Source organism: Brucella sp. IR068, assembly GCF_049065885.1.
GTDB lineage: Bacteria > Pseudomonadota > Alphaproteobacteria > Rhizobiales > Rhizobiaceae > Brucella > Brucella intermedia.
This window is the reverse complement of sequence record NZ_JBAKHE010000003.1, coordinates 139504-152004: the sequence shown is the minus strand read 5'-3', so window position 1 is coordinate 152004 and position 12501 is coordinate 139504. Positions and strand designations below refer to the sequence as shown.

Here is a 12501-nt window from a genome sequence, read left to right as displayed (position 1 = left end):
ATATTGCGTTTGTCGCGAATGCGGCTCCCCACCCTTTCGGGAGATGTTTCTAGATCGGCAAGGTATTATGCGCCGCGACCAGCCCCAGCCCGGCATTGCTGCGATTCTGGATAAAGGAGTGCACGTCGCCCGCAGGCATTGGCCGACCGGTGAGGAAACCCTGAACCTCGCCAAACCGTTCCGACTTCAAGCGTTCAAGCTGCTGTGCGGTTTCCACGCCTTCTGCCGTGGTGACAATATTGAAACCGGCGCCAAGCGTCGCCACGGCCTGAATGATGGCGAGGTCACGCGTATCGACCTCGATGCCCGAAACGAAACTGCGGTCGATCTTGATCTTGTCGAACGGGAAGGAACGCAGATAGCTGAGCGACGAATAGCCGGTTCCAAAATCGTCCATCGCAATACGGACACCCAGCCGCCGAAGCTCGAACAGCAGCTCGATATTGTTCTTGCTGTTCGAGAGGAAGACCGATTCCGTGATTTCAAGCTCGAGCCTGTCTGGCGAAAGCCGCGCCGCTTCAAGCGCATCGGTAACCGATTGCAGGAGCGTCGTCTGGCTGAACTGGACCGGCGAGAGATTGACGGAAACCTTGATATCCTCCGGCCAGAGGACAGCTTCCCGGCAGGCCGCCCTCAAGACCCAGTCGCCAATCGGCCCGATCAGCCCGGTTTCTTCCGCCAGGGGAATGAACTCGGCCGGAGAAACCATGCCGCGCTCGGGATGACGCCAGCGGATCAGTGCCTCAAAGCCGGAAATCCTGCCGCTTTCAAGGTTGAAGATCGGCTGGTAGTGAAGCTCGAACTGTTCATCCAGCAATGCCTGCCGAAGCTCCCCGGTCATGACGTGACGCTTCTCGGCCGCCAGACGCAGGGAATGCTGATAAAAACGGAATGTGCGGCGTCCACCGGATTTTGACGCGTAAAGTGCCAGATCGGCGTTGCGCATCAACGCATCGGGATTGTCGCCATGCAGCGGCGCCTGGGAAATGCCCATGCTGCACGTTACAAATTCCGAATTGCCGACCAGTTTGAACGAGTCCTGAAAAGCCGAAAGCACGCGGTCGGCGAACATCGCGATCTGCCCCAGCGTGCCGCTGCGATAGACGATTGCAAACTCATCGCCGCCCAGCCGCGCGATGAATTCGTCCGGGGTCGTAATCTGTTTCAGCCGGCGCGCGACTTCCTGCAGAAGCTGGTCGCCCGCCTGATGGCCGATACTGTCGTTGATGTTCTTGAAATGATCGATATCGAGATAGAACAATGCGAAAGGCTCGGAATCGCCGCCCTTCTTCAGCAGGCTCTCGACGTGATGGGCGAAATAGGCCCGGTTCGGCAGGCCGGTCAGGCTGTCGTGCATGGCGATATGCGCCATGCGCTCCTCGATTTCGCGCCGCTCGGTCACATCCTCGAGAAGGCCGATCAAATAGCGAGGCTCGTCGCCTTCGACCGGCGGAATGGAGCATCTTATGATCCGCATCGTGCGCGAGGTTCCGTCCTTGCGCTCGACCTTCCGTTCGACGCTCAGCACGTCCCGGCGCCGCATCGCCATGCGGTCCTGCTCGAGAATGACGGCTGCCTCGCGCTTTGGGAAAAGATCGAGGTCGGTAGCGCCGAGGGCTTCTTCTATCGGCTGTCCGCTCGCCACGGATGCCGCCTGATTGAAGAGCACGTAACGACCATTATCCTGCATGTCCTTGACGAACACACCAAGCGGCAAGTTGTTGACGAGGCTGTCCAGCAAGGTCTGCGCGTGACTTGCCTGACGATTGGCCTCCGTCACTTCCGTCCTGTCCTGAACGATGGCGAGAATGGCTTCCTTGCCGTCGAACAGCACCTGACGTCCGTAAGTCAGAACATCAATGGTTTCACCATTGGCGCGCAGATGCTGCCAGCGCTCCGGGCGCTCAAGGTCGCTGCGATCACGAATGGCGGCAAGCATCCGGTCCCGCTCGGTTTGCGGGCGAATATCGAGCACGGTCATGGCCGGGATTTCGTCGGCTGTATAACCATAAAGCCGGTATGCGGCGTCATTCATCACGATGAAACGCAGCGTTTCCGGGTCATAAACCCACATGGGTGTCGGATGCGTCGTAAAAAGGATGCGGAAGTCCTGTTCGGACGTGCGCGCCATCGTACCTTCCGCCGAAGCCGAAGCGCCCCCCCGCTTCCTCATCGCATTCCCCTCATCCTACTGATCCTACAGGATTATACGGCTCCACTCCACGAGCGGCCCGTCTCGTTTGTTAGCACTATGAGCAACCCGATTCAGATGCACCCCGAGCATAGATTAAAGCCGAGAATTTTAATAAACCATATACAAATTGGGGGTCGATTTAAGGAATTTCTTTAAAATCAGACTTTTTCCATCGCTTGACCGTCTTCAACTTCCGGCCTATGCCTATAGGCGCAAAAATTCGTTGGGGTGCCTTCGAAGCAATATCAGGAAAAGTGCCAAGCGGTTTTCCGTCCGGTATTGCGACACAAAAGGCTGAGAGGTGCGTTCTCGCGCCAACCCATTGAACCTGATCCGGGTAATACCTGCGTAGGGAACGGAGTTTGGCGCGTCGCGGACGGGGCAACACCCCAAATGGAGTCTCGGCTCCGACCAGGTTCATGACGTCTCATCTTCCGTTCGGAATGAGAGACGATATGATGGACCAACAGAACAGTTTCTCCCGAACCAAATCAACGAGCGACCCGTCGCGATCCGTGCCGATATGCGTCACGATCGCCGGTTCCGACAGTAGCGGCGGCGCTGGCATTCAGGCCGACCTCAAGACATTTTCTGCACTCGGTGTCTATGGCGCAAGCGTCATCGCCGCGGTGACCGTGCAGAACACCCGCACGGTCAGCGCCGTGCACGACATCCCGCCCGCCATCGTTGCAGGACAGATCGACGCCGTTTTCAGCGATCTCGACGTGGCGGCGGTGAAGATCGGCATGGTCTCCGTGCCCGAAACCATCGAGGCCATCGCGCGCGGCCTTGCCCATTTTTCCGGCCCCATCGTTCTCGATCCGGTCATGGTGGCAAAGTCGGGCGCCGCGCTCCTGAGTGAAAACGCCATTGCATTGCTGCGCGAGAGGCTGGTGCCGCTCGCCACCTTGCTGACACCCAACCGGCCCGAAGCAGCCTGCCTGCTCGACGCCGGAGTGGCGCGCGACGACGCCGAAGCTGAGGCGCAGGGGCGCGCGCTGCTGGAACTTGGCGCAAAGGCCGTCTTGATGAAGGGCGGACATGCGGAAGGCGAAACCTGCGTCGATCTGCTGGTTCGCCGGGACCAGCCGACGCTCCGTGTCGAAGCACTGCGTATCCTGACCGCCAACACCCATGGCACAGGCTGCACGCTCTCTTCGGCCATTGCCGCGGAACTGGCCCGGAACCTGCCGCTGGAAAAGGCGGTGCTGAGCGCGCATGCCTATCTGCAAGCGGCAATCCGCGCCGCCGACAGCCTGAAGATCGGACATGGCCACGGGCCGGTGCATCATTTCCACGGCCTCTGGAAAACCCGGACCGAGGAGATTGCCTGATGCGCGTCACCATTATCGGAGCGGGTGTGGCCGGTCTTGCCACCGCCGCCGAGTTCACCGATCAGGGCCATGCTGTGACAGTCATTGCCCGCAGCCCGCAGATCGGCGCCGATTGCTGTTCGTGGCTTGCGGGCGGCATGCTGGCGCCATGGTGCGAGGGCGAAAGCGCCGAAGAACCCGTCGTGCGGCTTGGGCAGGAAGCACTCGGCTGGTGGGAAAAGCACGTCTCCGGAGTCAAGCGTGAAGGCACGCTCGTCCTGTCGCACACGCGCGATGCCAGCGAGTTGCGTCGCTTCGTCCGCCGGACGGAAGCCTTCGACACAATCGATCAAGCACGCATTGATGCGCTGGAACCCGATCTGGCCGGACGTTTCCGGCAGGGTCTGTTCTTCGCGCGTGAAGGGCATCTCGACCCGCGCAGAACATTGATCGAGCTGGCCGGAAACCTGCAACGAAAAGGTGTCGTCTTCCATCTCGGTACGGAAGCGGACGCAGGGACAATCGACGCGGATATCGTGGTCGATGCCCGGGGCCTAGCCGCACGGGATGCGCTGCCCGACCTGCGCGGCGTCAAGGGGGAAATGCTGGTTGTCCGATCCCGCGACATCAATCTTTCGCGGCCCGTGCGGCTCCTGCATCCGCGCATTCCGCTTTACATCGTGCCGCGCGGCGACGGCGTGCACATGATCGGCGCGACCATGATCGAAAGCGGCGAGCGGTCCGGGATCAGCGTGCGCTCCACTCTGGAACTCCTGAGTGCCGCCTATGCCCTGCATCCGGCCTTCGGCGAGGCGGAAATTCTCGAAACCGGGGTCGATGCGCGCCCGGCCTTTCCGGACAACCTGCCTCGCGTCAGACGGCGCGGCAAAACCATCTATGTCAACGGGCTTTACCGCCACGGCTTCCTGCTCTCGCCGGCGATGGCGCGCATGGCGGTCGCCGCTGCGACCGCACCCGAAACCAGGCCCGAATTTGTGGAGGACTATGCATGACAATCGTGCTGAACGGTGAAGTCGTCACCACGACAGCCGCCAATCTGGCGGCGCTGCTCATCGAAATCGAACTGGATGAAGCGGTTGTCGCAACGGCGCTCAACGGCGAATTCGTGGCCAGCGACGAGCGCGAAGCCGCGATCCTGTCGGCTGGCGACCGCATCGAAGTTCTGGCCCCGATGCAGGGAGGCTGAGATGCTGGAATTTTATGGCAAGAAGTTTGAAAGCCGCCTGCTGCTGGGCACGGCGCTATATCCGTCACCGGCCATATTGGCCGATGCGGTGCGCGCCTCGCAAAGCGGTATCGTCACCGTGTCGCTCAGGCGTGAAAGCGGCGAGGCCCGCGCCGGACAGGATTTCTGGGCGCTGATCCGGGAACTGGGCGTGCAGGTTCTGCCGAACACGGCGGGCTGTCACACGGCCCGCGAAGCTGTCACCACGGCAAAAATGGCGCGGGAAATCTTCGGCACCAACTGGATCAAGCTCGAAGTCATCGGCGACCATGACACATTGCAGCCCGACCCGTTCGGCCTTGTGGAAGCGGCGCGCGCGCTATGCGACGACGGTTTCGAGGTCTTTCCCTATATGAATGACGATCTGGTCGTCGCGGAAAAGCTTCTCGAAGCCGGTTGCAAAGTGCTGATGCCGTGGGGCGCGCCCATCGGCTCGGGCCGCGGCCTGAACAATCCTTATGCGCTCAAAACCATGCGGGCGCATTTCCCCGACATTCCGCTTGTCGTCGATGCAGGCATCGGCGTGCCTTCCCATGCAGCGGCAGCAATGGAGTTGGGCTATGACGCCGTGCTCATCAACACCGCCGTCGCCAAGGCTGGCGATCCGGTCGTCATGGCACGCGGTTTCGCGCTTGCCGTTGAAGCCGGTCGGCTCGCCTTCGAGGCGGACGCCATCGAAGCCCGCGACATGGCCGCACCATCCACCCCTCTTCTCGGAAAGGCATTTTTGTAATGGCCCTCGATCCGTTCTACCCGATCTTCGACAGCGCCAGATGGCTGGAGCGCATGGTGCCGCTTGGCGTCAGGCTGGTGCAGTTGCGCGTCAAGGACAAGAGCGAACCGGAACTGCGCGGTGAAATCCGCGCCGCCCGGGAGATATGCCTTGCCCATGACTGCCAGCTGATCGTCAACGACTATTGGAAACTGGCGCTGGAGGAAGGCTGCGACTTCATCCATCTCGGACAGGAAGACCTCGACGATGCCGATCTCGATGCCATTCGCGCCGGTGGCCTAAAGCTCGGCGTTTCAAGCCATGACGAGGCGGAGCTGGACCGCGCCTTGTCGTTGAAGCCTGACTATATCGCGCTTGGCCCCGTCTATCCGACCATCCTGAAAAAGATGAAATGGCACGAGCAGGGCCTGCCTCGCCTCGGCCAATGGAAGGCGCGCATCGGCGACATTCCGCTGGTGGGCATCGGCGGTATGAGCGTGGAGCGCGCGCCGGGCGTTTTCGAAGCAGGCGCCGACATCGTTTCCGTCGTCACCGACATCACACTCAATGCCGACCCTGAAAGCCGCCTGCGCCAATGGATCGAAACCACGCGCGCTTATGCAGGCCATGCTCTGGAGCAAACCCTATGAAAAAGACTGCCTTTGCCGCCCTGTTCGGCCTCGCCCTCACCACTGCCACTTCGGCTCACGCCGATGACAAGCTGAAGCTCATTCTCGACTGGTATGTGAACCCCGATCATGGCCCGATCATCGTTGCCGACAAGCTCGGCTACTTCAAGGATGCGGGGCTGGACGTGGAAATCGTCGCCCCTGCCGATGCCTCGAGTCCGACCAAGATGGTCGCGGCGGGGCAGGCCGATCTCGCCGTCTCCTATCAGCAGCAGGTGCATCTTCAGGTCCATGAGGGGCTGCCGCTCGTCCGTGTCGGCACATTGATCGACTCGCCGCTCAACTGCCTGATGGCCCGCGACGACGGCTCGGTGAATTCCATTGCCGATCTCAAGGGCAAGAAGATCGGCTATTCGGTCGCGGGCGTGGAGGAAACGCTCCTCGGCACCATTCTCGGACAGCATGGCGTGAAGCTTTCCGACGTCGAGCTCATCAATGTGAATTTCTCGCTTGCGCCGTCGCTGATGTCGAAGCAAGTCGATGCGGTGATGGGTGCCTATCGCAATGTCGAACTGAACCAGATGGCCGTCGAAGGCGTGCCGGGCAAATGCTTCTTCGTCGAGGAAGAAGGCGTGCCGGTTTATGACGAGCTGGTCTATGTCGCAGCCACGACCGGGCTCGACGCGGCGGAAAAGGACAAGATTTCCCGCTTCCTGTCGGCCACCGAGAAGGCCGCGCAATATATCGTCAATCACCCGGACAAGGGTTTCGAGCTGTTCTCGTCCTACAGCACCGAACTCAAGGACGAATTGAACCAGCGCGCCTGGAAAGACACCGTCGCGCGCTTTTCACGCGCACCTGCCAGCCTCGATACCGGCCGCTGGCGTCGCTATGAGGCTTATCTCAAGGAGCACAATCTGGTGCCCTCCATCCTGCCGGTCGAAAAATTCGCCATCGACGTCAATGCCGAAGGGAGCAAGTCATGAGCCAGCCGCAGCCGCATTATTCATCCGAACTGTTCACGCGCCTTCGCGCAGCGACGCTTGATGACTGGAAGCCCTATATCGAGCATGAATTCGTGCGGGGCCTTGGCGATGGCACGTTACCCAAGGCGGCCTTCCTGCATTATCTGCGTCAGGATTATGTCTATCTGCATCACTATGCCCGCGCTTTCGCGCTCGGTGTGGTCAAGGCGAATACATTGCAGGAAACCCGGCTCTGCGCCCAGATCATGCATCGGCTGACGGTGACGGAGCTGCCGCTTCATGTCGGCATCTGCGGCCGCGAAGGCATCAGCGAGGACGCGCTTTACGCCACGAAGGAAGAGCCGGAAAACCTCGCCTACACGCGCTATGTGCTCGATTGCGGACAGGCGGGCGATTTCCTCGACCTGCTGACCGCGCTCGTGCCCTGCGCGCATGGCTATGGCGAGATCGGCCTCAATCTCGCTGTGACGGCCCGCCCCGGCACGCCCTATCAGGAGTGGATCGATACCTATGCGGGGCCTGATTATCAGGACATGTGCCACACGGTGGGCAAGCTGTTCGATCAGGCCGCGAGGGACCGCATCGGCGATGACTTCGAGAAAAGCCCGCGCTGGCCAAGGCTCTGCCAGATATTTGCCACCGCAAGCAGGCTCGAAGCGGAGTTCTGGTCGATGGGGTTGAAGGCCGGATAGTGACCGAAGCGCTCTCGAACCGAAGCCGAATGAAACGCGCTGCCGATGGTCTGCTATCGGCAGCGGTGGCGCTCGCCATCTGGCAGGCGGTGGTGAGCATCGGCCAGATGCCGCGCTTCATCCTGCCGGGTCCGCTTGATGTTGTGCAGGCGCTGATCGGCAATGCCGGGCTGATTGCCGAGAACGCCATCGCCACCATCGGCGAAGTGCTGGGCGGTCTTGCCCTTGGCAGTGCGGTCGGCATTGCGACCGCCATCTGCCTGATGATGTCACCGCTGGCGCAGCGCCTCGTCATGCCCGCCATGGTGTTCAGCCAGGCGATCCCGATCTTCGCGCTCGCCCCCATCCTGACCTTGTGGCTCGGCTATGGCCCTGCATCGAAGATTGCGGTCACGGTGCTGATGATCTTCTTTCCCGTCGTTTCGACCTTCTTCGATGGTATGCGGCGCACTGACAGCAGCCTGATCGACGCGGCGGAAATCCTGGGGGCCGGGCGCATGGCGATCCTGTTTCGCATCCGCATCCCCTCCGCCTTTCCTTCGCTGGCGTCGGGCCTGAGCCTCGCTGCGGTCTATGCCCCCATCGGCGCCGTAGTGGGCGAATGGGTGGGGGCATCCAAGGGGCTCGGCTATCTGATGCTGCTCGCCAATGGACGCGCCAAGGTGGACCTGATGTTCGCCTGCCTGTTCGTTCTGGCGGCTTTCACCATGCTGCTGCACGGCACGGTGTCGCATTTCGCCCGCAAGCTTGCCGCCTGGCCGCGAAAAGCCGCATAAAAAAACCGGCGGGAAATCGCCGGTTTTCATGTTTGTTCAAACTGCCATCAGGCCAGCGTATAGGCCGTCTTCACCGTCGTGTAGAACTCGGCGGCGTAGCGGCCCTGCTCGCGCGGACCGTAGCTCGAACCCTTGCGCCCGCCGAACGGCACATGGAAATCGACGCCCGCGGTCGGCAGATTGACCATCACCATGCCCGCTTCCGAATTGCGCTTGAAATGCGTGGCGTGCTTCAGGCTCGTCGTGCAGATGCCCGACGACAGGCCGAAATTCGTATCGTTGGCGGTGGCAAGCGCTTCTTCATAATCCTTGACGCGGATGACGGAAGCGACCGGGCCGAAGATTTCCTCGCGGCTGATGCGCATCTGGTTGGTGGCTTCCGTGAACAGCGCGGGCTGGAGATAGAAGCCCGGCGTTTCGCGGTTGAGGCGTTCGCCGCCAAAGGCAAGCTTCGCGCCTTCCTTGCGGCCGATCTCGATATAGTCCATGTCCTGCTTGAGCTGGCTTTCATCGACCACCGGGCCGATATGGGTGCCCTGCTTCAGCGCATTGTCGACCACAACGGTCTTCAGCTTTTCAATGGCGGCGGCAACGAACTTGTCGTGGATGCCTTCCGTGACGATGATGCGCGAGGAAGCCGTGCAGCGCTGGCCGGTAGAGAAGAAGGCGGAATTGACGACCGATTCCACAGCCACATTGAGATCGGCGTCATCGAGAACCACGACCGGGTTCTTGCCGCCCATTTCGAGCTGGAAGCGACGATTGTGCTCGATGGATGCAGCCGCAACGCGCTTGCCCGTGCCGGTGGAACCGGTGAAGGTGACGGCATTGACGTCGGCGCTGTCCAGAATGGTCTGGCCGACCACGGAACCCTTGCCCATGACGAGATTGAGCACGCCCTTCGGAAGACCGGCGCGATGCAGGATATCGACAATCGCCCAGGAACAGCCCGGCACGAGGTCAGCCGGCTTGAAGACGATCGTGTTGCCATAGCAGAGCGCCGGCGCAATCTTCCATGCCGGAATGGCGATCGGGAAGTTCCACGGCGTGATGATGCCGACGACGCCGACAGGTTCGCGGGTGATTTCGACGCCGATGCCCGGGCGCGCAGAAGGCAGAACTTCGCCTGCCAGACGCAGGGCTTCGCCGGCGAAGAAATCGAAAATCTGGCTGGCGCGGATGGTTTCGCCGATGCCCTCGGCCAGCGTCTTGCCTTCCTCACGCGACAGAAGACGGCCAAGCTCGTCCTTGCGCGCCAGAATCTCGTCTGCGGTTTTACGCAGGATCGCATGGCGCTCCAGAATGCCGGAACGCGACCATGCCGGGAAAGCGGCTTTCGCGGCGGCAATGGCTGCCTTGGTGTCTTCAGCCGTTGCGCGCGCATAGGTTCCAACGACATCATTGGTGTCCGAAGGATTGATGTTGGCGATCCCGTCGCCGCCGACCCATTCGCCCGCGATCAGATTTTGATGTACCGTCATGAACTCTCCCTGTGCGCCGCACGGCTCTGATATATCTCAGAACGACCCTTCACCCATGAGCGGCGGAATTGCAAGACCGGAGCCGTCCTGTAACGCAAAAAGTGAAAATAAGCCCCGGGCCAAGGCCTTGAAAGGCCCGCCTTGCAAATTTGTCACAGTCAATGACCAGTTGGAAAAATTGTCATTTTTCGCCTTGGCAAATATTTTTGCTCATTTATTGTGCACCTATCCGCAACACTGGCAAGAGGTATGAGATGCGTGTCTATTACCCATTCCCGATGGTGCCCAGTGTTCGCGCGGGCGCTTCCAAGCTTTAAGTCCTTGGCCCGCGATGCAGGCTGAGGCCTGAACGCCCTCCCTAAAGGGGCACATTCCAAAACTTCCAAATTTGCCGCAGCCCTCACCGGCTGCTTGTTTTGTCTTTGTTTTCACGCATCGTCCGACGCTGAACCGCTTCGCACTTTTGCTGAAAATGCTTTTAAAGGAACCAGAATCCGCCCGAACGCGGCCTGGTATTGTAGATATGACTCGGTTTCGCATCAATTTCCGGGGACCTGCTTTCCGCAACGTCCTCGGCTACACTTTCGGCCACTGGCGAAGTCAGCCCGTGCGGCTGACGCTGATGATAATCGGCATGCTGCTCGCAACAGCCGCAGATGTTCTGACCCCGCTCTATTCCGGGCGGCTGGTCGACGCGCTTTCATTGGGCAATGACGGCGCATGGGATGCGGCCATTCATGCGCTGATCGTCCTGCTTGCGCTGGGTGCATTGGCGCTGATCACGCGCCAGCTGACCTTCTATGTCATCACCGACTTCACCTTGAAGATCATGAGCGACATGGCAGCCAGCTCGTTCCGCAGGCTGCAGCGGTTCTCGACCGACTGGCATGCCAATGCCTTTGCCGGATCGACCGTGCGCAAGGTCTCGCGGGCCATGTGGGCGCTCGACCTGCTCAACGATACGCTGATCGTGGCCCTGCTGCCATCGGTCCTGATGCTGCTCGGCTCGGTCGCACTTCTATCGTGGTACTGGCCGCTGATGGGCCTGCTGGTTGCCATCGGTTCGGTGCTGTTCATCGTCTGCACCATCGTGATCTCGCTCGGCTTCGTCGCCCCTGCGGCAACACTTGCCAATAGCTGGGACACGCGCATGGGCGGCGCTTTGGCCGATGCCATTTCGTGCAATGCGGTTGTGAAGGCGTTCGGTGCGGAAAGCCGCGAGGATATGCGTCTTGCCAAGGTCGTCACCAAGTGGCGCGGCCGCACACGCCGCACATGGCTGATCGGTACGCTGAACGGTTTCATCCAGGGTGCGAACCTTCTGGTGATGCGCGGCGTCGTCATTGCCTTTGCGCTCTATCTGTGGAGCCAGGGCAAGGCAACGGCGGGCGATATCACCTTCGTCCTGACCGCCTTCTTCATGTTGCAGGGCTATCTGCGCGATGTGGGCATGCATATCCGCAACCTGCAGCGCTCGGTCAACGACATGGAGGAACTGGTCGATATCGAGGCGCAGCCTTACGGTATTGCCGACAAGCCGGGTGCTCCGGCCATCAAAATTGGAAATGGCGAGATCACTTTCGATCACGTCACCTTCCATTATGGCAGTCACGAATCCGCCCTCTATCGCGACTTCTCGGTCAAGATCGAGGCTGGCGAGCGCGTCGGTCTGGTCGGTCATTCGGGTTCGGGTAAGACGACCTTCGTCAAGCTGATCCAGCGGCTTTACGATGTCAGCGGCGGCGCTATCCGCATTGACGGGCAGAACATTGCCGATGTCACACAGGCATCGCTCCGATCGCAGATCGCCATCGTGCAGCAGGAGCCGATCCTGTTTCACCGGACGCTGGCCGAGAACATCGCCTATGCCCGCCCCGGTGCGACGCAGGCCGAGATCGAGGAAGCTGCGAAGCTTGCGAGCGCGCACGACTTCATCAGCCGCCTGCCGAAAGGCTATGCAACGCTTGTCGGTGAACGCGGTGTGAAGCTTTCGGGTGGTGAGCGCCAGCGTGTCGCCATTGCCCGTGCGTTTCTGGCAAATGCACCGATCCTCATTCTGGACGAGGCGACGTCGAGCCTCGATTCGGAATCGGAGGTGCTGATCCAGCAGGCGATGGAACGGCTGATGGTGGGCCGCACGACGCTTGTCATCGCACACCGGCTTTCGACGGTTCGGGCGCTTGACCGGCTGCTGGTCTTCGACAAGGGCAAGATCCTCGAAGAAGGCGACCATGATGCGCTTATCCGCAAGCCGGAAGGCATCTACCGCCGCCTGTTCGAGCGTCAGGCGCTGGAACTGACCAAGGGGCTGGAAGACGTCTTTTCGTAATCCAGTCTCCCATGTCGCCACCGACAGGGCCGGATGATTCCGGCCCTGTCTTCATTTCATATTCCCTATCTGTTTGTTTTTTCGCATGTCTTCGACCCGAAACCGCTTTCCGCTTTCGGGAGACATGCTCCATTCATCATCCG

General features: G+C 60.6%; 11 protein-coding genes and 1 riboswitch. Of the genes, 9 read left to right on the top strand and 2 right to left on the bottom strand.

Translation table 11 applies throughout. The features are described from left to right. Window positions 1-49 precede the first annotated feature (49 nt). Window positions 50-2173 (bottom strand): putative bifunctional diguanylate cyclase/phosphodiesterase, encoded by a 2124-nt coding sequence (locus ACOWVS_RS06465; protein WP_006465944.1) that lies wholly within the window; start codon window positions 2171-2173, stop codon window positions 50-52. Between the two features lie 235 nt (window positions 2174-2408). Beyond that, window positions 2409-2566, top strand: a riboswitch (TPP riboswitch). 86 nt (window positions 2567-2652) lie between these two features. Here ACOWVS_RS06465 and thiD point away from each other — a divergent pair. The 8 genes from thiD to ACOWVS_RS06425 are packed head-to-tail and all read left to right on the top strand — an operon-like array spanning window position 2653 to window position 8548. Further along, complete coding sequence (gene thiD / locus ACOWVS_RS06460) at window positions 2653-3528, top strand: bifunctional hydroxymethylpyrimidine kinase/phosphomethylpyrimidine kinase (RefSeq protein WP_025089728.1); 876 nt, start codon at window positions 2653-2655, stop codon at window positions 3526-3528. Beyond that, window positions 3528-4520 (top strand): glycine oxidase ThiO, encoded by a 993-nt coding sequence (thiO, locus tag ACOWVS_RS06455; RefSeq protein ID WP_021586336.1) that lies wholly within the window; start codon window positions 3528-3530, stop codon window positions 4518-4520. Before thiD ends, thiO begins: the two co-directional genes overlap by 1 nt. Further along, window positions 4517-4714 (top strand): sulfur carrier protein ThiS, encoded by a 198-nt coding sequence (gene thiS / locus ACOWVS_RS06450; protein ID WP_021586337.1) that lies wholly within the window; start codon window positions 4517-4519, stop codon window positions 4712-4714. The genes thiO and thiS overlap by 4 nt, the downstream gene beginning before the upstream one ends. Window position 4715: 1 nt before the next feature. After that, the gene (locus ACOWVS_RS06445; protein WP_021586338.1) at window positions 4716-5486 is read left to right on the top strand and encodes a thiazole synthase; all 771 of its coding nucleotides are present in this window, start codon (window positions 4716-4718) and stop codon (window positions 5484-5486) included. Next, window positions 5486-6115 carry a thiamine phosphate synthase gene (locus ACOWVS_RS06440; protein ID WP_021586339.1) on the top strand — a complete coding sequence of 210 codons (630 nt, stop codon included), beginning with the start codon at window positions 5486-5488 and terminating at the stop codon, window positions 6113-6115. Before ACOWVS_RS06445 ends, ACOWVS_RS06440 begins: the two co-directional genes overlap by 1 nt. Beyond that, window positions 6112-7080 (top strand): ABC transporter substrate-binding protein, encoded by a 969-nt coding sequence (locus ACOWVS_RS06435; RefSeq protein ID WP_075041779.1) that lies wholly within the window; start codon window positions 6112-6114, stop codon window positions 7078-7080. The genes ACOWVS_RS06440 and ACOWVS_RS06435 overlap by 4 nt, the downstream gene beginning before the upstream one ends. Continuing rightward, complete coding sequence (gene tenA / locus ACOWVS_RS06430) at window positions 7077-7772, top strand: thiaminase II (RefSeq protein WP_021586341.1); 696 nt, start codon at window positions 7077-7079, stop codon at window positions 7770-7772. The genes ACOWVS_RS06435 and tenA overlap by 4 nt, the downstream gene beginning before the upstream one ends. A gap of 29 nt (window positions 7773-7801) precedes the next feature. Next, window positions 7802-8548, top strand: coding sequence for an ABC transporter permease (locus tag ACOWVS_RS06425; RefSeq protein ID WP_152849740.1), 747 nt, complete (start codon window positions 7802-7804; stop codon window positions 8546-8548). A gap of 47 nt (window positions 8549-8595) precedes the next feature. On the opposite strand, the gene ACOWVS_RS06420 is transcribed toward ACOWVS_RS06425, so the two are convergent. Beyond that, entirely contained in the window at window positions 8596-10029 is a 1434-nt protein-coding gene (locus tag ACOWVS_RS06420; protein WP_006465935.1) for an aldehyde dehydrogenase family protein, read from the bottom strand. A gap of 523 nt (window positions 10030-10552) precedes the next feature. Here ACOWVS_RS06420 and ACOWVS_RS06415 point away from each other — a divergent pair. Continuing rightward, a complete protein-coding gene (locus ACOWVS_RS06415) occupies window positions 10553-12358 on the top strand; it encodes an ABC transporter ATP-binding protein (protein ID WP_021586343.1) in 1806 nt (601 codons plus the stop codon). Window positions 12359-12501 lie beyond the last annotated feature (143 nt).